Raw genomic sequence first — 22,505 nt, 5'->3', positions numbered from 1 at the left:
CGCTGCTCGCCAGCGCTGATGCAGCGGCTGTCTTTCAGTCCTGCGGCCAGAAGGCGCGGATTCCGGCAACGCCCTGGGCACCGACGTCCCAGGCTTGCTGACACTCGGCCGGCCCGACACCGCCCAGCAGATACACCGGTCTGTTGAAACCATTGATCAACTGCTGCGCCTGCTGCCAGCCCAAGGGCTCGGCGTCGGGGTGAGTCTGGGTCGGCTGCAACGGTGACAAGGTCACGAAGTCCACATCCATCTGCTGTGCCAGGGACAACTCCTCGGCGTTGTGGCACGAGGCCGCCAGCCAGCGGTCCTTGCCGAACGGGCGCCCGGCGCTGGCGTACTTGCGCAGCTGTGCCGAGGTGATATGCCAACCCGCCGAAGGGAAGTCCCCCAGCCACTCGAAGGGCCCCTTGAGCATCAACTGTGCCTTGCCGGCACACAGTCCCACCGCATCCACCGCCAGATCGCGGTATTGCGGGTCGTAGCCGCCGGGAGCACGCAACTGGATCAGCTTGCTGCCCTGGGCAATGGCCTTCTGCATGCCACGTAGCAACGCCGGGGTTTCCAGACCTTCCGGGGTGATCAGGTACTGGGCCGGCAGACGCGCGGCGGCGACGATCGGCTGATTGGCCGCGGGAAACTCATAGTCGGTCAACTCACGAGGGCTGACCCAGGCCAGGGGCTGGCCTTCGACGCCGTGAGGCTCGCCGCTGAATGCCGACACTTCCCAGACATCCAGCAATACTTGTTTATCCGGGTAATCGTGCTGCACCTTGATCAGCGGGCGCGCCGCCTGCACGGCAATTCCCAACTCTTCCTGCAGCTCGCGGGCCAGTGCGGCATTGACCGCTTCACCGACCTCGACCTTGCCTCCGGGAAACTCCCACAGGCCCCCTTGATGTTGAGTGTCGGCACGCCGGGCAATCAGGATCTTGCCGCTGGCATCCCGGATAACGGCCGCAGCCACATGGACTCGTTTCACCGCGCTGTTTCCTCTGATCAGGCATTGGGCCGAGCCCTTGCGGGCCGGGCACTGGATCTGCGCTTCGCCGGCAAGCCGGCTCCTACAGGGCGGGAGCGGGGTTGCCGGCGAGCTACTTAGGTGCGGTATTCCGCGTTGATCTTCACGTATTCGTGGGACAGATCGGTGGTCCAGATGGTTTCGCTGCAAGCACCACGACCCAGCTCGATGCGGATGGTGATTTCTTCCTGCTGCATCACCGCCGCACCCTGGGCTTCGGTGTAGCTGGCAGCCCGCGCGCCACGGCTGGCGATGCAGACCTCACCGAGGAACACATCGATCTTGCTGACGTCCAGGTCCGGCACGCCGGCACGGCCCACGGCCGCGAGGATGCGACCCCAGTTCGGGTCGGAGGCGAACAGCGCGGTCTTGATCAGCGGCGAGTGCGCCACGGTGTAGCCCACGTCCAGGCATTCCTGGTGAGTAGCGCCGCCGTTGACTTCCACGGTGACGAACTTGGTCGCACCTTCGCCGTCACGGACGATGGCCTGGGCCACTTCCATGCACACCTCGAACACTGCCTGCTTCAGGGCAGCGAACAGCGGCCCCTCGGCCTGGGTGATTTCCGGCAGATTGGCCTGACCGGTGGCGATCAACATGCAGCAGTCGTTGGTGGAGGTATCGCCGTCGATGGTGATGCGGTTGAAGGACTTGTTGGCACCGTCCAGCAACAGGTTCTGCAGCACCTCGCGGGAGACTTTGGCGTCGGTGGCGATGTAGCCAAGCATGGTGGCCATGTTCGGACGGATCATCCCCGCGCCCTTGCTGATACCGGTCACGGTGACGGTCACGCCATCATGCTGGAACTGGCGGCTGGCGCCCTTGGGCAGGGTGTCGGTGGTCATGATCCCGGTGGCCGCGGCCGCCCAGTTGTCCACGGACAGGTCATCCAGCGCGGCTTGCAGGGCGCCTTCGATTTTCTCTACCGGCAGCGGCTCGCCGATCACCCCGGTGGAGTACGGCAGCACGGCGCTGGCATCCACTCCGGTCAGCTCAGCCAGCTTGGCGCAAGTACGGGTCGCAGCGGCCAGGCCTGGCTCGCCGGTACCGGCGTTGGCATTGCCGGTATTGGTCAGCAGATAGCGCACCGGCCCCTGCACCCGCTGCTTGGCCAGGATCACCGGCGCCGCGCAGAACGCATTGAGGGTGAACACACCGGCCACGGTGGAGCCTTCGACGCAGCGCATGACCACCACATCCTTGCGCCCCGGGCGCTTGATGCCAGCCGAAGCGATACCGAGTTCGAAGCCGGCAACCGGGTGCAACGTAGGCAAAGGACCAAGACCAACAGCCATGAATGCGCTCCTCTTTTCAGGTGTCTGCACCGTCGTCTCAAAAGACGGTGTCGCAAATGGAAAAACGCCGCGACGGCTGATGCCGTCACGGCGTGGGTGTTTCAGTGTCTGGCGAGGATCTTAGTTGATCTGGCCGTGACAGTGTTTGTACTTCTTGCCCGAACCGCAGTAGCACAGCTCGTTGCGACCCAGCTTCTGCTCATTGCGCACTGGCGCGGTGGCCAGGGCGACGTCCACATCAACCCCTTCTTCCAGGGCTTCAGGCTGATCAAGACCCGGAGCTTCGGCGTGTTCGAACTGCATGCGCTGAGCCAGCGCCTCGGCTTCCTGACGCAGGCGCGCCTCTTCTTCGGCCGGGTCTTCGCGACGCACCTGGACGTGGGACAGTACGCGGATCGAGTCGCGCTTGATGGAGTCCAGCAACTCGGAGAACAGGGTGAAGGACTCGCGCTTGTACTCCTGCTTCGGGTTCTTCTGCGCATAACCGCGCAGGTGGATACCGTGACGCAGGTGATCCATGGTCGACAGGTGGTCTTTCCACAAGTCGTCCAGTACCCGCAGCACGATCTGCTTCTCGAAGGTGCGCAGCGCTTCGGCGCCGGCCTGATCTTCCTTCTCGTTGTATGCGGCGATCAGTTCGTTGAGCAGTTTCTCGCGCAGGGTTTCTTCGTACAGATGGTCGTCTTCATCAAGCCATTGCTGAATCGGCAGACTGACCCCGAAACCACTCTGGATGGCTTCTTCCAGACCCGCCACATCCCACTGTTCCGGCAGGGATTGCGGTGGAATGTGCGCACTGACGGTGGCGTTGAGCACGTCCTGGCGGAAATCGGCGATGGTTTCGCCAATGTTGTCCGCAGCCAACAAGGTGTTGCGCATGTGATAGATCACTTTACGCTGCTCGTTGTTGACGTCGTCGAACTCCAGCAATTGCTTGCGGATGTCGAAGTTGCGGCCTTCAACCTTGCGCTGGGCCTTCTCGATGGCGTTGGTCACCATGCGGTGCTCGATCGCTTCACCGGACTGCATGCCCAGAGCCTTCATGAAGTTCTTCACCCGATCAGAGGCGAAGATGCGCATCAGGCTGTCTTCCAGGGACAGGTAGAAACGGCTGGAGCCGGCGTCACCCTGACGACCGGCACGGCCACGCAGTTGGTTGTCGATACGACGCGATTCGTGGCGTTCGGAAGCGATCACCTGCAGGCCACCGGACTCCAGCACTTGCTGGTGACGCTTCTGCCAGTCGGCCTTGATCTGGGCGATCTGCTCAGGGGTCGGGTTTTCCAGGGAAGCGACTTCCACTTCCCAGTTGCCGCCCAACAGGATGTCGGTACCACGACCGGCCATGTTGGTCGCGATGGTCAGTGCTCCCGGGCGACCGGCCTGGGCGATGATTTCCGCTTCCTTCTCGTGGAACTTGGCGTTCAGAACCTTGTGCTCGATGCCTTCCTTATTAAGCAGGTTGGACATGTGCTCGGAGGTTTCGATGGTCGCGGTGCCTACCAGCACCGGACGCCCCTGAGCCATGCACTCCTTGATGTCGTTGATGATCGCGGCGTACTTCTCGTCCGCGGTCAGGAACACCAGGTCGTTGTAGTCTTTACGGGCCAGCGGCTTGTTCGGTGGAATCACCATCACCTGCAGGCCGTAGATCTGATGGAACTCGAAGGCTTCGGTGTCAGCGGTACCGGTCATGCCGGACAGCTTGGTGTAGAGACGGAAGTAGTTCTGGAAAGTGGTCGAGGCCAGGGTCTGGCTCTCGGCCTGGATGTTGAGGTTTTCCTTGGCCTCGATGGCCTGGTGCAGGCCTTCGGACAGACGACGACCCGGCATGGTACGGCCGGTGTGTTCGTCCACCAGAACCACTTGGCCATCCTGAACGATGTACTCGACGTTGCGGTTGAACAGCTTGTGCGCACGCAGACCGGCATAGACGTGCGTCAGCAAGCCCAGGTTGTGCGCCGAATACAGGCTTTCGCCTTCCGCCAGCAGGCCGACCTGAGTCAGCATCTCTTCGATGAACTGGTGACCGGCTTCGTTGAGCTCGACCTGACGGGTCTTCTCGTCGACGGTGAAGTGACCGGCCTTGGTGACCTGGCCTTCCACTTCCTCGATGTGCTGTTCCAGACGCGGGATCAGCTTGTTGATTTCGGTGTACAGGCGGGAACTGTCTTCAGCCTGACCGGAAATGATCAACGGGGTACGCGCTTCGTCGATCAGGATCGAGTCGACTTCGTCGATCACGGCAAAATTGAGCTCGCGCTGGAACTTGTCTTCCATGCTGAAAGCCATGTTGTCGCGCAGGTAGTCGAAACCGAATTCGTTGTTGGTGCCGTAGGTGATATCGGCGGCGTAGGCGGCACGCTTCTCCTCAGGCGGCTGGAACGGCGTGACCACGCCGACAGTCAGGCCGAGGAATTCGTACAGCGGGCGCATCCAATTGGCGTCACGGCGAGCCAGGTAGTCGTTCACCGTCACTACGTGTACGCCCTTGCCGGACAGTGCGTTGAGGTAGACGCCCAGGGTTGCCACCAGGGTCTTGCCTTCACCGGTACGCATTTCGGCGATCTTGCCTTCATGCAAGGTCATGCCACCGATCAACTGCACGTCGAAGTGACGCATTCCCATGACGCGCTTACCGGCTTCACGGGCGACCGCGAAGGCTTCGGGAAGCAGTTTGTCGAGGGTTTCACCCTTGGCGATACGAGCCTTGAACTCGGCGGTCTTGGCACGCAATTGATCGTCCGAAAGGGCCACCATTTGCTCTTCGAAGGCATTGACGATCTGTACCGTCTTGAGCATGCGTTTGACTTCACGCTCGTTCTTGCTTCCAAAAAGTTTCTTTAACAAAGGCGCAAACATATCGGCAGGATCTTCCACACATAGGGTTGGAGGGCGGCCCCGTGAGTCGCCCGAGCAGCCCTCATGGCCGCATGCGAACGAGCATTCTACCCGGAAACGATGGTGAGGAAAGTGGCGTTATTCCACGATGCTGGCACAGCGCTGTGACGGGGCTCACCTAAAATAAGGGCTTTTTGCCGAACTTCAAGCCCATTCCCCCCTGAAGTTAATGATTACGATCAGCAAAGGGCGAGAAAGTCGTCAGAGTACGAAAAAGCGATGAGCCCGGCGGCCCGGGCGGTTTCTGCTACCATGGCGCCTCTGTAACTTCAGGTGTCTGATCATGGCATTTCGCCCCCTTACGGCACGCGCGCCCGCCGTTCTTCTTCGCGAAGCCAAGCCTCTGAAAGCCATACTCGGCCACGCTCAGCGCCTGGCGCACCTGCAGCGCCTGCTGGAGAGCCAGTTGCAACCGGCGGCTCGCGAACACTGCCATGTCGCCTCATGGCGCGACGGCAGCCTGTTGCTGATCGTCACCGACGGTCACTGGGCCACGCGCCTGCGCTACCAACAGAAGCGCCTGCAGCGCCAGTTGCAGGCCTTCAACGAGTTCAGCAACCTGACGCGCATTCTGTTCAAGGTTCAGCCGCCCACGGTCCAACAGGGCGCGGTGGGGCACACCATGGATCTGTCGAACAATGCCGCCGAAACCATCCAGGCCACCGCCGAAGGCATAAGCGATCCCAACCTGCGCGCCGCCCTGGAGCGCCTGGCCAGCCACGCCAAGCCACGCGGCTGACCCGGACGCCAGACCTCAGCGCCGCTTGCTGCCGCCCAGCAACGAGCCCATCAACCCCCTGACCAATTGCCGCCCCAACTGATTGGCCGCCTGACGCATGGCCGACTTCAAGGCCTGCCCGGCTGCGGTGCCGAGAAACTCACCGGCGCGATCCGCCAGACTCGGCTCCTGCTCTCCCGGCTTGTCTGCCGTTGCGGACTCCTCGGGCGCCAGATTCTTGCGCCCCATGAGCACTTCATACGCCGACTCACGATCGATCGGCTGGTCATAACGCCCCTGCAGCGGCGAGCTGGCAATCAAGGCCTGGCGCTCGGCGGCGGTCAGCGGCCCGATCCGTGATTGCGGCGGTGCCACCAGCACACGCTGGACCACTTCCGGAGTTCCCTTGTCCTGCAGGGTGCCCACCAACGCCTCGCCGATGCCCAGCTCGGTCAGCACCGACAGCGCGTCAAACGCCGGATTGGGACGAAAACCCTCGGCCACCGCACGCAACGACTTCTGCTCCTTGGCGGTGAAGGCCCGCAAGCCGTGTTGAATCCGCAGCCCCAACTGCGCCAGCACATCGTCCGGCAAATCCCCGGGCGACTGAGTCACGAAATACACCCCCACGCCTTTGGAACGAATCAGCCGCACCACCTGCTCCAGGCGGTCCTGCAGCGCCTTGGGCGTACCGGAAAACAACAAGTGCGCCTCGTCAAAAAACAGCGCAAGCAGAGGTTTTTCCCCATCCCCGCGCTCCGGCAGTTGCTCGAACAGTTCGGCCAGCAGCCATAAAAGGAAGGTGGCATAGACCTTCGGTGCTTCATGCACCAGACGACTGGCATCCAGCAGGTGAATACGCCCGCGACCATCGGCAGCCGGTTGCAGGATGTCATTGAGTTGCAGCGCCGGCTCGCCGAACAACGCCTCTGCGCCCTGCTGCTCCAAGATTGCCAAACGCCGTAACAACGCCTGGCTGGAGCCGCTGGTCATCAGCGCGGCATCGTCTCCCAGCAACTGCGGATTGTCCCTGAGGTGATTGAGCAGCGCCTTCAGATCCTTCAGGTCCAGCAGCAACAGCCCCTCACGGTCGGCCACCTTGAATGCCGCATACAGCGCCGACTGCTGGCTGTCGGTCAGTTCCAGCAAGCTTCCCAGCAACAGCGGACCCATCTCGCTCAACGTGGTACGCAGGGGATGACCGGATTGCCCCTGGATATCCCACAGCGTTACCGGATAAGCCTGAGGCCGATGCTTGAGCCACGGCATCCCGGCAATTCGCGCGGCGACCTTGCCTTGGGGATCCCCCGCGGCTCCCAGCCCGCACAGGTCGCCCTTGATATCCGCAGCGAACACCGCGACCCCGGCGTCACTGAACGCTTCTGCCAGGCGCTGCAGGGTCACGGTCTTGCCGGTACCGGTAGCGCCGGCCACCAGCCCGTGGCGGTTGGCCAGGCGCATGGCCTGGGCGACCGGCTGGCCACCGAGATCGGCACCGATAATCAGTTGCAAAGAGTCAGGCATTTTGTCACCTCAGGTTAATCTTTGGCCTTAAACGGTCGATATGAAAAATGATGGATCAGAAGTATCTGAAATAAAGGTCAGGTAATTCCTTTGGGATAGACGGAGATATCAGCTTACTTACTACACCGCCCTTTTCACGCGCTTTTCCAACCCGATACCCTGGACTCAAAGACCTTAGCGGACCCCCAAGCCATGAACAAAAATCTGCGCTTCAGCCACAAGATCCTGCTTGCCGCCTCGCTGATCGTCATAGCTGCCTTTGCACTATTCACGCTCTACAACGATTACCTGCAACGCAACGCCATTCGCAATGATCTGGACAACTATCTTCAGGAAATGGGCGACGTCACGGCAAAAAATATTCAGACCTGGCTTGCCGGCCGCGCCTTGCTGATCGAAAACATCTCCCAGTCGGTGGCCCTCAACCCCGATCCGACCAAGGTCAGCAACCTGCTGGAACAGAAGTCGGTGAGTTCGACCTTCATGGGGGCTTACCTGGGCAACAAGGACGGCACCTTCATCATCCGCCCGGACAGCAAGATGCCGGACGGCTACGACCCGCGCGCGCGCCCCTGGTACAAAAGCGCCGAGAGCAGCAACGGCTCGGCCCTGACCGAACCCTATATCGACCTGGCTTCCGGCCAGCTGGTCATTTCCATCGTCGACAGCGTAATCAAGGCTGGCCAGCGCATTGGCGTGGTCGGTGGCGACCTGAGCCTGCAAGTGATTGCCGACAGCATCAACGCTCTGGACTTCGACGGCATGGGCTATGCGTTCCTGATCAGCGCCGACGGCAAGATCCTGGTGCACCCGGACAAGAACCTGGTGATGAAGACCCTCAAGGACGTCTATCCCCAGGACACCCCGCGCATCAGCAATGAACTCAGCGAGATCAGCGTCGACGGCAAAACCCGCATCGTCACCTTCACCCCGATCAAGGGTCTGTCTTCGGTGAACTGGTACATCGGTCTGTCGGTGGACAAGGACAAGGCATTCGCCATGCTCAGCGAGTTCCGCACCTCGGCCCTGATCGCCACCCTGACCGCCGTGGCCCTGACCATTGCCCTGCTGGGCCTGCTGATCCGCCTGCTGATGCAACCCCTGCATGTGATGACCCGGGCGATGCAGGACATCGCCGACGGCGAAGGCGACCTGACCCGCCGCCTGAAGATCCACAACCAGGACGAATTCGGCATTCTCGGCACTGCCTTCAACCGTTTCGTCGAACGCATCCACGGTTCGATCCGCGAGGTTTCCTCGGCCACCGAACACGTCAACGAAGTGGCCCTGCGGGTGGTCAGCGCCTCCAATTCGTCGATGCTCAATTCCGATGAACAGGCCAGCCGCACCAACAGCGTCGCCGCCGCCATCAATCAACTGGGGGCCGCGGCCCAGGAAATCGCCCGCAATGCCGCCCAGGCCTCACAACAGGCCAGCGACGCTCGCAACCTGGCCGAAGACGGCCAGCAAGTGGTGGATCGCAGCATCCAGGCGATGAACCAGCTGTCGGAGATGATCAGTGCCTCCAGCAGCAACATCGAAACCCTCAACAGCAAGACGGTGAACATCGGGCAGATTCTCGAAGTCATCACCAGCATTTCCCAGCAGACCAACCTGCTGGCGCTCAACGCTGCCATCGAAGCGGCCCGGGCCGGCGAGGCCGGCCGCGGATTCGCCGTAGTGGCCGATGAAGTACGCAACCTGGCGCACCGCACCCAAGAATCGGCCCAGCAAGTGCAAACCATGATCGAGGAGTTGCAAGTGGGCGCCCGGGAATCGGTCAGCACCATGAGCAACAGTCAGCGCCACAGCCAGGACAGCGTGGAGATCGCCAACCAGGCCGGGGAGCGGCTGAGCAGCGTGACCCAGCGCATTGGCGAGATCGACGGCATGAACCAGTCGGTGGCCACCGCCACGGAAGAACAGACCTCGGTGGTCGAATCCATCAACATGGACATCACCGAAATCAACACGCTGAATCAGGAAGGCGTTGAAAACCTGCAGGCAACCCTGCGGGCCTGCTCGGATCTGGAACAGCAATCGGCGCGCTTGAAGCACCTGGTAGGCAGCTTCAGGATTTGACGAAGGGCCTCAGGGCCCTTTCACCGGCAAATCGACGCCTACGGACGCAGGTAGCGAGGGCTCCTGCTGCAACTGCTCCCACAATTGGGCGGCACCGGGAAACTCGGTGCCGTCTTCAGCATCCAGCTCATCCGGGTCATAACGGCTCAGGCAGCCCTCGCCGAGGGTGGCGGGAGCCTTGGAAGTGGCTTTATCCAGTGGATCGGTCATCGGGCTGAGCTCTCGATGTGAACAACCAGGACCGGGAGCTTGAACCCGGCTCCTGGTTTTTTTTCGATCAGAACACCACGGTCTTGTTGCCGTGCACCAGCACCCGGTCTTCCAGGTGGTAGCGCAGGCCGCGGGCCAGGACCATCTTCTCCACATCGCGACCGAAACGCACCATGTCCTCGATGCTGTCGCTGTGGCTGACCCGCACCACGTCCTGCTCGATGATCGGACCGGCGTCCAGCTCTTCGGTGACGTAGTGGCAAGTGGCGCCGATCAGCTTCACCCCACGCAGGGACGCCTGGTGGTAAGGCTTGGCGCCGACGAAGGACGGCAGGAAGCTGTGGTGGATGTTGATCACCTTGTGCGCATATTCGCGGCACAGCTCAGGCGGCAGGATCTGCATGTAGCGCGCCAGCACCACCACCTCGGCATCGTGCTGCTTGACCAGACGCGACACCTCGGCAAACGCCGGCTCCTTGTCCTGCGGATTGACGGGCACATGGTAGTAAGGAATGCCATGCCACTCGACCATGCTGCGCAGGTCGTCGTGGTTGGAGATCACACAGGCGATTTCGCAATCGAGCTCATCGCTGTGCCAGCGGTGCAACAGATCCGCCAGGCAATGGGACTCGCGGCTGGCCATCAGCACGACGCGCTTTTTCTCGGCGGTATCGGTGATGCGCCAGTCCATCGAGAACTCTTCGGCGATCGGCGCAAAGGCCTGGCGAAAAGCCTCCAGGCCAAAAGGCAGGGAGTCGGCACGAATCTCGTGACGCATGAAGAACCAGCCACTGAGATTGTCCGAGTGGTGGCTCGCTTCGGTGATCCAACCGTTATGGGAGGCCAGAAAGTTACTGACTTTGGCAACGATGCCAACGCGGTCAGGGCAAGAAATCACCAACCGAAAGGTGCGCATGAGGGGAAAACTCCAGAACTTCGCAAAGGCCGCCATTCTAGCCATTACGCGACAAAACTGCAGTATTCATTGCGCCGCAGGCCCGGATTAGATTGGCAACAGCGCCCTGATTGAGTCTTATCGGGCACCACTGCAAGCACTGCCGCAGACACTTGCCAATAGCGCCCAACTAATTTGCGTATAGCGCAATCGAGTCCTTCGATCTATTAAATAGCGAAATGACTTTTGCGCCTAAACACACTAAGAGCGACGAATAAAGCAGCGTTATTATGTTTACTTGCACAAACTCCCTGACTATTATTGCGACACTGTCACCCAGTCACTCAGCGCTCAATAAGGTAGTCCTCATGTCCCTGATCAACGAATACCGTGCTACAGAAGAAGCCATTAAAGAACTGCAAGCACGTTTGAAGAACCTGTCCCAGGACGACAAACTGAAAACCGAACTGGAATTCGAAGGCAAACTGCGCAGCCTGATGGGCGAGTACTCCAAGTCCCTGCGCGACATCATTGCCCTGCTGGATCCGGAGTCGAAAGTTAAAGCGCCTCGCGCTGCTGTAAAAACCACTGGCACCAAGCGTGCCCGCAAAGTTAAACAGTACAAGAACCCGCACAACGGTGAAGTCATCGAAACCAAAGGCGGCAACCACAAGACTCTGAAAGAGTGGAAAGCCAAGTGGGGCGGCGACGTGGTCGAAGGCTGGGCAACCCTGCTGGGCTAAGTCTCGCCAGTGAGCGCCCGGGCCTTACCGCCGCAATGAAAAAACGCCAGCATGCTGGCGTTTTTTTATGTCCGGGCTTAATGCCCAAGGGGCTGGCCCCGCTCTCAAAGAGCCAGGCGCCCACTCAGGTCCTGAACATGGGCCTGCCATTCATCCAGCACCTGACGTTGCCGGGGATCTGCACTTAACAACGATTGTTCAAGCCCCTGGGCAAAACTTTCCAGGGTATTGGGCGCGCCGAGTTTCGGCTCTAGCAAACGCTGGCGGCAAAATGCCCGCCAACGCTCTTGCTCGGCTTCATCCAATGTTTCCGGAAAGTTGCGAGCGCGGTAGCGAAAGAGCAATTCCGGCAAGCGCTCATCATCAAAGGGCCACTGTTGCCGAGCCAAATGCAGCGGATCGGCTTCACGTACTTGCTCACACAATCGCCGGTCGCGATCGCCAATAAAGCCGTCGTACAACTGTTGCTCCGGATCCTCGCTGGCCGCGAACTCATCGGGAGCATAAATCAGCGAAAGTTTATCCCGCCAAACTTCCTGAGTTTCCGTCAAAAGCCCGGCCCGGCGCTGGTACTGCTCCATATCCAAGTGCAATCGCTGTTGATCCTCGCCCCGCAAGACATTCAAGGGCGCCACTACCGGGCAGCGATTGATATGGATGAGTTTCAACGGCACCGGCAACTCGCCGTCCGCCAGATCATCACGCCGGGTATATAAACGCTGGCGCAAGGTTTCAGCGTCCAGGTCCAGCAATCCCTGGGGATCCAGATGCAAGTCACAGACAATCAGCGCATTGCGATTGCGCGGATGCCAGGCCAGGGGCAGCACCACGCCGAGGTAGTGGCGCGCAGCGGAGAAGCGCCCGGAAATATGCACCAGAGGCTGCAACAGGCGAATCTGATCCATCACCCGCTGTTTGCTGCGCAGCTGGAACAGCCAGTCATAGAGTTTGGGTTGCCGGTCACGAATCAACCGCGCCAGGGCAATGGTCGCTCGAACATCGGACAGCGCATCGTGGGCCTGGCCATGATCGATGCCGTTGGCCGCGGTCAGCCGTTCCAGCCTGAGGGTCACCTGCCCCTGCTCCTCGGGCCAGACGATGCCTTCGGGACGCAAGGCATAGGCGGTGCGCACCACATCGATCAGATCCCAGCGACTGTTGCCGCCCTGCCACTCGCGGGCATAGGGATCGAAGAAATTGCGATACAGGCTGTAGCGGGTCACCTCATCGTCAAAGCGCAGGGTGTTGTAGCCCACGCCACAGGTGCCCGGGCGCGCCAACTGGGCGTGCACCCGGGTCATGAAGTCCGCCTCGCTCAAGCCCTGGGCCGCCAGGCGACCGGGGGTGATGCCAGTGATCATGCAGGCCGCCGGGTGCGGCAGGATGTCGTCGCTGGGCTGGCAATAGAGGTTGACCGGCTCGTCGATCTCGTTGAGCGCCAGGTCGGTGCGAATACCGGCCACTTGCAACGGGCGATCGCAGCGCGGATTGATGCCGGTGGTTTCGTAGTCGTACCAAAAGAGGGAAGTCACGGCCTGTTCCTGAACTGAAAGACCGCCGCAGTCTAGGCGCTCAAGCGTCACCAGGGCCAGCCGCGTGAACGGGCGGCGAGCAGAGCAGCGTGCTGAAATCGTAGTTAATGATGTCGTTTGCCCCTCGGACACTGCTAGCATCTGCGCTGGATTTTTCTCTACCAGGCCAAGCCTCTAAGTTGCCCATGCTTGAGACGACAGCAACGCCAAGGAACGCATCGCTGCACCCGCCACTGGATACGCGGTATCAGGTCGAAACCCCCGAGGGTATCGATCTGCCGCTGCGGCCGGCGGGGTTGCTGGTGCGTACCCTGGCGTTTGCCCTCGACCTGGGCATTCGCGGGCTGGTATTGGGCCTGCTGTTCATCGTGCTGGGCTTTTTCGGCGAGATCGGCATCGGCCTCGGCTCGATCCTGCTGTTCCTGATCAGTTGGTGGTACATGGTGCTGTTCGAGGTGCTGAACCAGGGCCGCTCGCCCGGCAAGCAGCTGATGGGACTGCGCGTGGTTCAGGACGATGGCACGCCCATTGGCTGGAGCGCCTCCCTGACCCGCAACCTGCTGCGCTTTGCCGACATGTTGCCGTTCGGCTACTTCCTCGGCGCCATCAGTTGCCTGCAGCATCCAACCTTCAAGCGCCTCGGCGACCTGGCCGCCGGCACCCTGGTGATCTACCGCGAGCAATCCCTGAGCCGACCGCAACTGCCCGACGCCACGCCCCGCTCCGCGCCCTTCGCCCTGAGCCTGAATGAACAGCGGGCGATCCTCGGCTTTGCCGAACGCCAGGGCCAGCTGTCCGCCGAACGAACCCGGGAACTGGCAGGCATCCTCGCGCAGCCGCTGCACCTGCCCGCAGCCCAGGCGACAGCCGAACTCAATGGCATCGCCCGCGGCTTTCTGGGATCCACATGAAACAGAGCCTTTTCGAAAGCCGCCACCAGGCGCAATGGCAGCAGTTCGAGCAACTGCTCGAGCAGCTTGAGCGGGGTCGCACCCGGGGCGAAGACTGCCAGACCTTCGTCCAGGACTACCGCCGCCTGTGCCAGCACCTGGCCCTGGCCCAGGAACGCGGCTACAGCAGTTACCTGATCGATCCATTGCAGCAACTGGCGTTGCGCGGCCACCAGCAACTGTACCGGCAGCGCACCGCCATCAGCGCCAATGTCCTGGGATTCATACTGGCCGGCTTTCCACGCCTGGTGCGCCAGGAATGGCGCCTGGTTCTGATCGCCAGCCTGCTGTTCTTCGGCAGCCTGCTGGGTATCGGCCTGTTGGTGTACCTCTACCCCGAACTGGTCTACAGCCTGGTGAGCCCGCAGCAGGTATCGGAAATGCAGAGCATGTACGCCCCCAGCGGCGCACGCCTGGGACGGGTCGCCGAGCGCGCCTCCAGCGAAGACTGGGTGATGTTCGGCTACTACATCATGCACAACATCGGCATCGCCTTTCAGACCTTCGCCAGCGGTCTGCTGTTTGGCCTGGGCAGTGTGTTCTTCCTGTTGTTCAACGGCCTGATGATCGGCGCCATCGCCGGCCACCTGACCCAGATCGGCTTCGGCCAGACCTTCTGGCCCTTCGTCATCGGCCATGGTGCCTTCGAACTGAGCGCCATTGCCCTGTCCGGTGCGGCCGGGCTGAAGCTGGGCTGGGCGCTGATCGCCCCCGGGCGCCTGAGGCGCGGCGACGCGCTGTTGCAGGCCGCGCGGATCAGCGTGCAACTGATCTACGGGGTGATTGTGTTTCTGCTGATCGCTGCCTTTATAGAAGCCTACTGGTCCTCCATGACCTGGCCCGCGGCCTGGATCAAATACAGCGTCGGCGCCGGCCTGTGGGGCCTGATGCTGGCGTACCTGACCCTGGCCGGACGAGCACCCCATGCGCCTGAGTGATGCCAGTGTGGTGATCCGCCCCCGCACGACCTGGGAAGCCATGGACCTGGGCGTGCTCCTGAGCCAGCGCCACCGGCGCTTGCTGATGACCAGCTGGGCCATCGTCAGCCTGCCGGTGTTCGCCCTGCTGAGCCTGCTGCTGTGGCAATCGCCCTCCCTGGCGGTGCTGCTGTTCTGGTGGCTCAAGCCAGCCTTCGAGCCCTTGCCGCTGTTTATCCTGTCCAAGGCTTTGTTCGGTGAAACCCCGAGCCTCGGCCAGGCCCTGCGCCAGTGGCCGCGCCTGCTCAAATCGCAATTGCTGGCCAGCCTGACCTGGCGCCGCTTCAGCCTGAGCCGCAGCTTCGTCCTGCCGGTGGTACAACTGGAAGGCCTCGGCGGCGAGGCCCGGCAGCAGCGCCTGGGCGTGCTGTTGCAACGCAACGCCGGGGCTGCGCGCTGGCTGACGCTGATCGGCATGCACCTGGAGGGCGCCTTGTGGATCGGCCTGCTGGTGCTGTTCTACCTGCTGTTGCCGCAACAGGTCGAGCTGGACTGGAACTGGCAGAGCCTGGTCGTCGCCGCCCAGCAGGACTGGCTGTGGCTGGAACACCTGACTAACGCCTTCTACGCCCTGGTGCTGGTGATCTGGGAGCCGATCTACGTGGCCTGCGGCTTCAGCCTGTACCTCAATCGCCGCACCGAGCTCGAGGCCTGGGACATCGAGCTGGTGTTTCGCCGCCTGCGTCAACGCCTGAGCGGCGTCGCGGCGCTGCTGCTGGTGAGCGGCCTGCTGCTGGCGATGCCGGGCCAGGCGCCGTGGGCGGCCAACCCCAACAGTTCCGTGGCCGGCCCTGAAGCGCCCCGGTTGTTGCAGCAACCCCTGACCAGCAAGGCGGCGAAGGACAGCATCCAGGGCATCCTGGATAAACCGCCGTTCAAGAATCAGGAATCGGTCACCCGCTACCGCTTCGGCGAAGAGCAGACCGCGAAAAAGGACGCCAAGGGCAAGCCTCCGGGCTGGCTCAAGAGTCTGCTGGACAACCTCGACCAGAATCGCTTCGGCAACTTCGCCAAGGGCCTGGAAATCCTCCTCTGGGGCTTACTGCTCAGTGCTCTGGGCTGGTTGCTGTGGCGCTACCGTGACTGGCTGCGGGCCTTTGTCAGCCGCCGTCCGCTGCCGCGCAAAAAACGCCCGGCGGCGATCCCCCAGCAACTGTTCGGCCTGGACGTCAGCAGCCAATCCCTGCCCGCCGATGTCGCCGCCCACGCCCAGGAACTGTGGGCCAGCCAGCCTCGGGAAGCGCTGGGCCTGTTGTATCGGGCCTTGCTCTGCCGCTTGCTGGAGGACTTTCAACTGCCTCTGAGCGTGGCCGACACCGAAGGTCAGGTGCTGGAACGGATCAAGGCGCTGCAGCAACCGTCCCTGGAAGCCTTCAGCCGCGAATTGACCACCCACTGGCAGAACATGGCCTACGGTCATCGCGTGCCCGGCGCCGACCTGCAAGCACAACTGTGTGATGGCTGGCGCAGCCTGTTCGGTCCGGGAGCCTGCGCATGAAACGCTACCTATGGGGCGGCCTGGCGCTGTTGCTGATCCTGGTACTGGGCGCTGCCGGCTACTCCCTGTACCACCACGCCACGCCCTATCAGGAACTGGTCGATCACGGCCCGTCTCCCGAGGCCCGGGCCAATCCCTATCTGGCTGCCGAGAGGTTTTTGCGCGAGCGCGGCCTCAAGGTCGACCATGCCAACGGCCTGGAAGTACTGGCCAGCCTCAAGCCGGTCGGCAACAGCCTGTTGCTGCTCGGCGAGCGTTCCAACATGAGTCCGCGCCAGGTCGATCAGGTGCTGGACTGGGCCCGTGCCGGCGGCCGGCTGATCTTTGTCGCCGAAGCCCTGTGGGACGAAGACACCGAGCAAAGCGGCGATTTGCTGCTGGACCGGGTGCAGATCCATCAGCAGCTCAGCGAGGATCAGGAGCCGCCGGTGCAACAGGATGCCGACGAGGCCTTTCCGAAGCTGACCAAGATCTACCTGGAAGACGAACAGGCCCCGGCCTACGTCGGCTTCGATACCGCCTTTGATCTGTCCGACCCGGACAACCTGGCCCAGTCCTGGGCCAACAGCGCCACGGCCACCCACATGGTCCAGCTCGATTATGGCCAGGGCTCGGTCACCGTACTGACCGATGCCGACATCTGGAAAACCCCGAGTATCGGTCTGTACGACAACGCCTGGCTGCTGTGGTACCTGAACACCGATACGGCGGTGACCCTGCTGTTCAACACCGACCACCCGAGCCTGTGGCAATTGCTCTGGCGCTATTTTCCCCAGGCGCTGGTAGCCCTGGCACTGTTGATCGGCCTATGGCTGTGGCAGGCCGGCAGCCGCCAGGGTCCGTTGCAGGCACCGGCCCCCAAGGCCCGGCGTCAACTGCGCGAACATCTGCGGGCCAGCGCCGACTTTCTCCTGCGCCATGGCGGCCAGGCACCGTTGCTGCAGGCGCTGCACCTGGATATCCGGCGTCGGGCGCGCCGCCGCCATCCGGGCTTCGAGCAGTTGCCCACTGAAGCCCAGTGGGAGGTCCTCGCCCTGCTCAGCCGACAGCCTGTCAGCACGGTGCAACAGGCCCTGCAACCCTTGTCCGGGCAGCGCCTTTCCAGCGCTGACTTCAGCCACCAGGTCGCCCACCTGCAAACACTCAGGAATGCCCTATGAGCGAACAACCCGTCGAATCCCAAGACACCTCCGAGGCAACACCGCCCCAGGAGCATGCCGTCCAGCAGCGCCAGCGCGCCAGCCAGCTGGCCCAAGCCGTACGCCAGGAACTGCAGAAAGTGCTGATTGGCCAGACAGCGGTGATCGATGACGTGCTGACCGCCCTGATCGCCGGCGGCCACGTGTTGCTCGAAGGGGTTCCCGGCCTCGGCAAGACCCTGCTGGTGCGGGCCCTGGCCCGTTGTTTCGGCGGTGACTTCGCGCGGATCCAGTTCACCCCGGACCTGATGCCCAGCGATGTCACCGGCCACGCGGTGTACGACCTGCAGAGCGAACAGTTCAAGCTGCGCAAGGGACCGCTGTTCACCAACCTGCTGCTGGCGGACGAGATCAACCGCGCCCCGGCCAAGACCCAGGCCGCCCTGCTGGAAGCCATGCAGGAACGCCAGGTCACCCTGGAAGGCCGAGCCCTGCCCATTGCCCAGCCGTTCATGGTCCTGGCCACCCAGAACCCCATCGAACAGGAAGGTACCTACCCGCTGCCGGAAGCCGAGCTGGACCGTTTCATGCTCAAACTGCGCATGGACTACCCGGATGCCGACGAAGAGCTGGAGATGGTCCGCCAGGTCGCGCGTTCGACCCGCGCCGACATGCTCGATGTACAGCCCCTGCGCACCGTGCTCCAGGCCAAGGACGTGCTGGCCCTGCAGCGCATCGCCAGTGACCTGCCTCTGGACGATCAGGTGCTCGACTATGCCGTGCGACTGGCCCGGGCCACCCGCAGCTGGCCGGGCCTGAGCCTCGGCGCCGGGCCTCGGGCCTCGATTGCCCTGGTCCGCGGTGCTCGGGCCCGGGCCTTGTTGCGTGGCGGCGAATTCGTGGTTCCGGATGACATCAAGGGCTGCGCCATGGCCGTGCTGCGCCACCGGGTGCGGATCGCCCCGGAGCTGGATATCGAAGGGCTGTCGGTGGAGCAGGTGCTCAAGCAGATGCTCGAACAGATCCCGGCTCCGCGCTTGTGAGCCGTGCAGCGCGATGAAACCGACCCGTCTGTTGCTCATCTGGCTGGGTACTCTGACCAGCCTGGACCTGCTCCTGGGCGCCATGCGCGCGCTGGGCATCCAGGCCATGCCGCGCCTGGACTCGATCGCCTGGGGACTGTTGCTGGCGCTGGTGCTGCTGGCCCTGCTCGATGCCCTGCGCCTGTCCCGTCTGGCCTCGCCCGAGGTCCGGCGCCAGTTGCCCGGCAGCCTGCCCCTGGGGCGCTGGAGCGACGTGCAGTTGGAGATCCGCCATCCCTACGGCCAGGCGCTGCACGTGCAACTGTTCGATCATCCGCCTCAGGGCCTGAGCTTCGAGCATCTGCCGCAATCCGTCAGCCTGGAGCCCGGCCAGGTCAGCAAGGTCGGCTACAGTGTGCGGCCGCTGCAACGGGGGCATTTCGACTTCGACCAGTGTGAGGTGGCGCTGCCCAGCCCTCTGGGCCTGTGGAGCGCCAGGCGTTTGCTCAAGGTGCATGGCAGCACCCGGGTCTATCCGGACTTCGCGCGCCTGTACGGTGCGCAATTGCTGGCGGTGGACAACTGGCTCAGCCAGCTCGGGGTGCGCCAGTTGCAACGTCGGGGCCTGGGCCTGGAGTTCAATCAGCTGCGGGAGTTTCGCGAAGGCGACAGCCTGCGGCAGATCGACTGGAAAGCTACCGCCCGCCAACGCACACCCATCGCCCGGGAGTATCAGGACGAACGCGACCAGCAGATCATTTTCATGCTCGACTGCGGACGCCGCATGCGCAGCCAGGACGACGAACTGGCGCATTTCGACCATGCCCTCAACGCCAGCCTGCTGCTCAGTTACGTGGCCCTGCGCCAGGGAGATGCCGTAGGCCTGTACGCCTTCGCCGGGGAGCGCTCGCGCTACGTGGCGCCGATCAAGGGGCAGGCCCATCTGAATGTGCTGCTCAACGGCGTCTACGATCTGCACACCAGCCAGCGTCCCGCCGACTACCAGGCCGCCGCCAGCGAACTGCTGGCCCGGCAGAAGCGTCGGGCCCTGGTGGTGCTGGTCACCAACCTGCGGGACGAAGACGATGAGGAACTGCTGACCGCGGTCAAGCGCATCGGTCGCCAGCATCGGGTGCTGGTGGCCAGCCTGCGCGAGGAAGTGCTCGACCAGTTGCGTCAGAACCCGGTGCAGACCTTGCCCGAAGCGCTGCTCTACAGCTCGGCGGTGAATTACCTGAACGGCCGCGCCGAACTTCACGAACGACTGAGCGCACACGGCATCGCCCTGCTCGATGCTCGCCCTGGAGAGCTTGGCGCGGATCTGGTCAGCCGTTATCTGAGCTGGAAGAAGGCCGGCAGCCTGTAGCGGCAATCGGGCCTGTCAGGCCGACGTCTGCAAGGGGTGAAAGCTGAAGTAGTGCCGTAGGGCCTGCTGCAGTTCGGCGAAGCCGTCGTTCGCTCGCAACAGGCTGAAGCCGCTGTCGTACTGATGTGGGGTCAGGTCCTCGCGGCACCACAGGCACCAGGCGCTGAAGTCGATGAACTGCAGTTGTCCATCACCGCCGGGGACTTTGATCCGCAACTCGAACGCGGCGCCGATCAGCATCGGCAACGAGCTGATCAGCATCAGCCCGTCTGCGGAGATGTTGCCCAGGAAACCGACAGGCTTGTCGGTAAACCGATTGAAGACTCTCAAGTAGGACGGCAGTTGATGCCGCTCGATCCGCGGTTCAGTGAACATGCTGGGTATCGCTATGAAAGGCCATTAAGCATGACCGCACTAGTGCATCGGAACGGACCTGCAAGAGCGGCTCGTTCGCCCGGATTCGAGGTGCGAGGAAAATCGTCTGGAGGATTTCAACGCCACCGCCCAGGCAGGAACCGGGCAGTGTTCGAACAACCTGTACAAATGTTAGCTCAAGCGCGAGGGGCATTTACACTGCCCCGAAGCGCTGTGACTTACAACGCAGTGCGACGAACTTGCGCGGCACCGTTTGCCGGGTAGTGACCCAGTTGCTGCAAGGTGTCCAGGCGCGCACGAGCGCGGTAGGCGTACTCGCTGCTGGGGTACTGGGTAATGATGAACTGATAAGTCTGCGCCGCATCGACGAACAACTTCTGCCGCTCCAGGCATTGCCCGCGCAGCATCGATACTTCCGGCTGGATATAGCGCCGCGCACGGCTGTCACGGTCGACCTGGCTCAACTCGAGCATCACGCTCTCGCAATTGCCGCGGTCATAGGCGCGATAGGCGTTGTTCAAATGATGGTTCATGGACCAGCGGGTGCAGCCGACAACACTGACGGCCAGGATAGCAATGAGTACGAATCGCATGGGGTATCTCCTGTCTTGTGCAGTGTATCGACTCATCAGCAAAAATCTTCAAGGTTGTTGCGCTAAACAAACAAAGCATTAAGTAGTGCAAACGAACAATGACTACAACTTCGGAGCATAGTAGCCTCTCGTTGCGCTTGAACTCAGGAGTCCGTGCATGTCCGTTCGTCGTACCAAAATCGTTGCCACCCTTGGCCCGGCCAGTAACTCGCCGGAAGTTCTCGAACAGTTGATTCTTGCAGGCCTGGATGTCGCCCGCCTGAACTTCTCCCACGGCACGCCGGACGAGCACAAGGCTCGCGCCCAACTGGTCCGCGACCTGGCAGCCAAGCACGGCCGTTTCGTGGCCATCCTCGGCGACCTGCAAGGCCCGAAGATCCGTATCGCCAAATTTGCCAACAAGCGCATTGAACTGAAGATCGGTGACAAGTTCACCTTCTCCACCGTGCACCCGCTGACCGAGGGCACCCAGGACATCGTCGGCATCGACTACCCGGACCTGGTCAAGGATTGCGGCGTCAATGACGAACTGCTGCTGGACGATGGCCGCGTGGTAATGCGCGTGGAAACCGCCACCGCCACCGAGCTGCACTGCGTGGTGACCGTCGGTGGCCCGCTGTCCGACCACAAAGGCATCAACCGTCGTGGTGGAGGCCTGACCGCTCCAGCCCTGACCGAAAAAGACAAGGCCGACATCAAGCTCGCCGCCGAAATGCAGGTCGACTACCTGGCCGTGTCCTTCCCCCGTGACGCCGCTGATATGGAATACGCGCGCAAACTGCGTGACGAATCCGGTGGCACCGCCTGGCTGGTGGCGAAGATCGAACGCGCCGAAGCCGTAGCCGACGATGAAACCCTCGACGGCCTGATCAACGCCAGCGACGCGGTGATGGTGGCCCGTGGCGACCTGGGCGTGGAAATCGGCGACGCCGAGCTGGTGGGCATCCAGAAGAAAATCATTCTTCACGCCCGTCGCCACAACAAGGCAGTGATCGTCGCGACCCAGATGATGGAGTCGATGATCCAGAACCCGATGCCGACCCGCGCCGAAGTGTCCGACGTGGCCAACGCCGTGCTCGACTACACCGATGCGGTGATGCTCTCGGCGGAAAGCGCCGCCGGCGCCTACCCACTGGAAGCGGTGCAGGCCATGGCGCGGATCTGTGTCGGTGCGGAAAAGCACCCCACCAGCAAGACCTCCAGCCACCGCATGGGCAAGGTGTTCGAAAGCTGCGACCAGAGCATCGCCCTGGCCGCCATGTACACCGCCAACCACTTCCCCGGCGTCAAGGCGATCATCGCCCTGACCGAAAGTGGCTACACCCCGTTGATCATGTCGCGTATCCGTTCTTCGGTGCCGATCTACGCCTACTCCCCGCACCGCGAAACCCAGGCCCGCGCGGCCATGTTCCGGGGCGTCTACACCATCCCGTTCGACCCGGCCTCCCTGCCGCCCGAGCAGGTCAGCCAGGCGGCGATCGATGAGCTGCTCAAGCGCGGCGTAGTGGAGAAAGGCGACTGGGTGATCCTCACCAAGGGCGACAGCTACCACACCACCGGTGGCACCAACGGCATGAAGATCCTGCACGTCGGCGACCCGATGGTCTGAGTACCGACCCGCAGCACGAAAAGCCCCGGCGCCGAAAACGCCGGGGCTTTTTCATGTC

At 62.4% G+C, this 22,505-nt stretch carries 19 protein-coding genes and 1 pseudogene; 11 read left to right on the top strand and 9 right to left on the bottom strand.

Features of this window, described 5'->3' with window-relative positions; translation table 11 throughout:
* Positions 1-34: 34 nt before the first annotated feature.
* The 3 genes from DNK59_RS02255 to secA form a co-directional block, all read right to left on the bottom strand.
* Positions 35-979 carry a Nudix family hydrolase gene (locus DNK59_RS02255; protein ID WP_110722149.1) on the bottom strand — a complete coding sequence of 315 codons (945 nt, stop codon included), beginning with the start codon at positions 977-979 and terminating at the stop codon, positions 35-37.
* 116 nt (positions 980-1,095) lie between these two features.
* Complete coding sequence (argJ, locus tag DNK59_RS02250) at positions 1,096-2,313, bottom strand: bifunctional glutamate N-acetyltransferase/amino-acid acetyltransferase ArgJ (protein ID WP_092311185.1); 1,218 nt, start codon at positions 2,311-2,313, stop codon at positions 1,096-1,098.
* A 120-nt stretch (positions 2,314-2,433) separates the two neighbouring features.
* Positions 2,434-5,175, bottom strand: coding sequence for a preprotein translocase subunit SecA (secA, locus tag DNK59_RS02245; protein ID WP_110722148.1), 2,742 nt, complete (start codon positions 5,173-5,175; stop codon positions 2,434-2,436).
* A gap of 322 nt (positions 5,176-5,497) precedes the next feature.
* On the opposite strand from secA, the gene DNK59_RS02240 reads away from it, so the two are divergent.
* Positions 5,498-5,953 (top strand): DUF721 domain-containing protein, encoded by a 456-nt coding sequence (locus tag DNK59_RS02240; RefSeq protein WP_110722147.1) that lies wholly within the window; start codon positions 5,498-5,500, stop codon positions 5,951-5,953.
* 15 nt (positions 5,954-5,968) lie between these two features.
* Here DNK59_RS02240 and DNK59_RS02235 read toward each other — a convergent pair whose 3' ends face one another.
* The gene (locus DNK59_RS02235) at positions 5,969-7,456 is read right to left on the bottom strand and encodes a helicase HerA-like domain-containing protein (RefSeq protein ID WP_110722146.1); all 1,488 of its coding nucleotides are present in this window, start codon (positions 7,454-7,456) and stop codon (positions 5,969-5,971) included.
* A gap of 192 nt (positions 7,457-7,648) precedes the next feature.
* On the opposite strand from DNK59_RS02235, the pseudogene DNK59_RS32335 reads away from it, so the two are divergent.
* Both DNK59_RS32335 and DNK59_RS32330 read left to right on the top strand, forming a co-directional pair.
* Positions 7,649-8,680, top strand: a pseudogene (locus DNK59_RS32335) (cache domain-containing protein); the annotation flags it as partial.
* Between the two features lie 93 nt (positions 8,681-8,773).
* Positions 8,774-9,538 (top strand): methyl-accepting chemotaxis protein, encoded by a 765-nt coding sequence (locus tag DNK59_RS32330; protein ID WP_371920245.1) that lies wholly within the window; start codon positions 8,774-8,776, stop codon positions 9,536-9,538.
* Between the two features lie 9 nt (positions 9,539-9,547).
* Here DNK59_RS32330 and DNK59_RS02225 read toward each other — a convergent pair whose 3' ends face one another.
* Both DNK59_RS02225 and purU read right to left on the bottom strand, forming a co-directional pair.
* Entirely contained in the window at positions 9,548-9,748 is a 201-nt protein-coding gene (locus DNK59_RS02225; RefSeq protein WP_092311173.1) for a hypothetical protein, read from the bottom strand.
* A gap of 67 nt (positions 9,749-9,815) precedes the next feature.
* Positions 9,816-10,664, bottom strand: a complete 849-nt coding sequence (purU, locus tag DNK59_RS02220) for a formyltetrahydrofolate deformylase (protein ID WP_047305937.1) — start codon at positions 10,662-10,664, stop codon at positions 9,816-9,818.
* Between the two features lie 347 nt (positions 10,665-11,011).
* Between purU and mvaT the strand changes: the two genes are divergently transcribed.
* Positions 11,012-11,386, top strand: a complete 375-nt coding sequence (gene mvaT / locus DNK59_RS02215) for a histone-like nucleoid-structuring protein MvaT (RefSeq protein WP_060840742.1) — start codon at positions 11,012-11,014, stop codon at positions 11,384-11,386.
* Between the two features lie 104 nt (positions 11,387-11,490).
* Here mvaT and sbcB read toward each other — a convergent pair whose 3' ends face one another.
* Positions 11,491-12,918 (bottom strand): exodeoxyribonuclease I, encoded by a 1,428-nt coding sequence (gene sbcB / locus DNK59_RS02210; protein ID WP_092311170.1) that lies wholly within the window; start codon positions 12,916-12,918, stop codon positions 11,491-11,493.
* Between the two features lie 185 nt (positions 12,919-13,103).
* Here sbcB and DNK59_RS02205 point away from each other — a divergent pair, with 185 nt between their 5' ends.
* From DNK59_RS02205 to DNK59_RS02180, 6 genes are read left to right on the top strand one after another with little or no spacing between them, the layout of a single operon-like run.
* Positions 13,104-13,829 (top strand): RDD family protein, encoded by a 726-nt coding sequence (locus DNK59_RS02205; protein ID WP_092311167.1) that lies wholly within the window; start codon positions 13,104-13,106, stop codon positions 13,827-13,829.
* Positions 13,826-14,806, top strand: coding sequence for a stage II sporulation protein M (locus DNK59_RS02200; RefSeq protein ID WP_110722144.1), 981 nt, complete (start codon positions 13,826-13,828; stop codon positions 14,804-14,806). Before DNK59_RS02205 ends, DNK59_RS02200 begins: the two co-directional genes overlap by 4 nt.
* Positions 14,793-16,343, top strand: coding sequence for a DUF4129 domain-containing protein (locus tag DNK59_RS02195; RefSeq protein WP_092311161.1), 1,551 nt, complete (start codon positions 14,793-14,795; stop codon positions 16,341-16,343). Before DNK59_RS02200 ends, DNK59_RS02195 begins: the two co-directional genes overlap by 14 nt.
* Positions 16,340-17,503 carry a DUF4350 domain-containing protein gene (locus DNK59_RS02190; RefSeq protein WP_110722143.1) on the top strand — a complete coding sequence of 388 codons (1,164 nt, stop codon included), beginning with the start codon at positions 16,340-16,342 and terminating at the stop codon, positions 17,501-17,503. The genes DNK59_RS02195 and DNK59_RS02190 overlap by 4 nt, the downstream gene beginning before the upstream one ends.
* Complete coding sequence (locus DNK59_RS02185) at positions 17,500-18,525, top strand: MoxR family ATPase (protein WP_110722142.1); 1,026 nt, start codon at positions 17,500-17,502, stop codon at positions 18,523-18,525. Before DNK59_RS02190 ends, DNK59_RS02185 begins: the two co-directional genes overlap by 4 nt.
* Positions 18,526-18,538: 13 nt before the next feature.
* On the top strand, positions 18,539-19,870 hold the full coding sequence (locus tag DNK59_RS02180; RefSeq protein ID WP_110722141.1) for a DUF58 domain-containing protein: 1,332 nt from the start codon (positions 18,539-18,541) through the stop codon (positions 19,868-19,870).
* A 15-nt stretch (positions 19,871-19,885) separates the two neighbouring features.
* Here the strand turns inward: DNK59_RS02180 and DNK59_RS02175 are convergent, their stop codons facing one another.
* Together DNK59_RS02175 and DNK59_RS02170 are read right to left on the bottom strand one after the other, a co-directional pair.
* Positions 19,886-20,245: a PilZ domain-containing protein gene (locus tag DNK59_RS02175; protein WP_092311149.1), complete on the bottom strand. Its 360-nt coding sequence runs from the start codon at positions 20,243-20,245 to the stop codon at positions 19,886-19,888.
* Positions 20,246-20,463: 218 nt separating this feature from the next.
* Positions 20,464-20,838: a hypothetical protein gene (locus tag DNK59_RS02170; protein WP_060840750.1), complete on the bottom strand. Its 375-nt coding sequence runs from the start codon at positions 20,836-20,838 to the stop codon at positions 20,464-20,466.
* Positions 20,839-20,995: 157 nt separating this feature from the next.
* On the opposite strand from DNK59_RS02170, the gene pyk reads away from it, so the two are divergent.
* Positions 20,996-22,447, top strand: coding sequence for a pyruvate kinase (pyk, locus tag DNK59_RS02165; RefSeq protein ID WP_092311146.1), 1,452 nt, complete (start codon positions 20,996-20,998; stop codon positions 22,445-22,447).
* The last annotated feature ends 58 nt before the right edge of the window (positions 22,448-22,505 follow it).

The sequence above is a fragment of the Pseudomonas sp. TKO26 genome, assembly GCF_003225665.1.
GTDB classification, from domain to species: domain Bacteria; phylum Pseudomonadota; class Gammaproteobacteria; order Pseudomonadales; family Pseudomonadaceae; genus Aquipseudomonas; species Aquipseudomonas saponiphila.
This window is presented reverse-complemented; position numbering and strand designations above follow the sequence as displayed.

Coding starts and splice junctions, on each gene's coding strand:
- argJ (WP_092311185.1), bottom strand. CDS start 2,313: ATGGCTGTTGGTCTTGGTCCTTTGCCTACGTTGCACCCGGTTGCCGGC.
- secA (WP_110722148.1), bottom strand. CDS start 5,175: ATGTTTGCGCCTTTGTTAAAGAAACTTTTTGGAAGCAAGAACGAGCGT.
- DNK59_RS02240 (WP_110722147.1), top strand. CDS start 5,498: ATGGCATTTCGCCCCCTTACGGCACGCGCGCCCGCCGTTCTTCTTCGC.
- DNK59_RS02235 (WP_110722146.1), bottom strand. CDS start 7,456: ATGCCTGACTCTTTGCAACTGATTATCGGTGCCGATCTCGGTGGCCAG.
- DNK59_RS32330 (WP_371920245.1), top strand. CDS start 8,774: ATGCTCAATTCCGATGAACAGGCCAGCCGCACCAACAGCGTCGCCGCC.
- DNK59_RS02225 (WP_092311173.1), bottom strand. CDS start 9,748: ATGACCGATCCACTGGATAAAGCCACTTCCAAGGCTCCCGCCACCCTC.
- purU (WP_047305937.1), bottom strand. CDS start 10,664: ATGCGCACCTTTCGGTTGGTGATTTCTTGCCCTGACCGCGTTGGCATC.
- mvaT (WP_060840742.1), top strand. CDS start 11,012: ATGTCCCTGATCAACGAATACCGTGCTACAGAAGAAGCCATTAAAGAA.
- DNK59_RS02205 (WP_092311167.1), top strand. CDS start 13,104: ATGCTTGAGACGACAGCAACGCCAAGGAACGCATCGCTGCACCCGCCA.
- DNK59_RS02200 (WP_110722144.1), top strand. CDS start 13,826: ATGAAACAGAGCCTTTTCGAAAGCCGCCACCAGGCGCAATGGCAGCAG.
- DNK59_RS02195 (WP_092311161.1), top strand. CDS start 14,793: ATGCGCCTGAGTGATGCCAGTGTGGTGATCCGCCCCCGCACGACCTGG.
- DNK59_RS02190 (WP_110722143.1), top strand. CDS start 16,340: ATGAAACGCTACCTATGGGGCGGCCTGGCGCTGTTGCTGATCCTGGTA.
- DNK59_RS02185 (WP_110722142.1), top strand. CDS start 17,500: ATGAGCGAACAACCCGTCGAATCCCAAGACACCTCCGAGGCAACACCG.
- DNK59_RS02180 (WP_110722141.1), top strand. CDS start 18,539: ATGAAACCGACCCGTCTGTTGCTCATCTGGCTGGGTACTCTGACCAGC.
- DNK59_RS02175 (WP_092311149.1), bottom strand. CDS start 20,245: ATGTTCACTGAACCGCGGATCGAGCGGCATCAACTGCCGTCCTACTTG.
- DNK59_RS02170 (WP_060840750.1), bottom strand. CDS start 20,838: ATGCGATTCGTACTCATTGCTATCCTGGCCGTCAGTGTTGTCGGCTGC.
- pyk (WP_092311146.1), top strand. CDS start 20,996: ATGTCCGTTCGTCGTACCAAAATCGTTGCCACCCTTGGCCCGGCCAGT.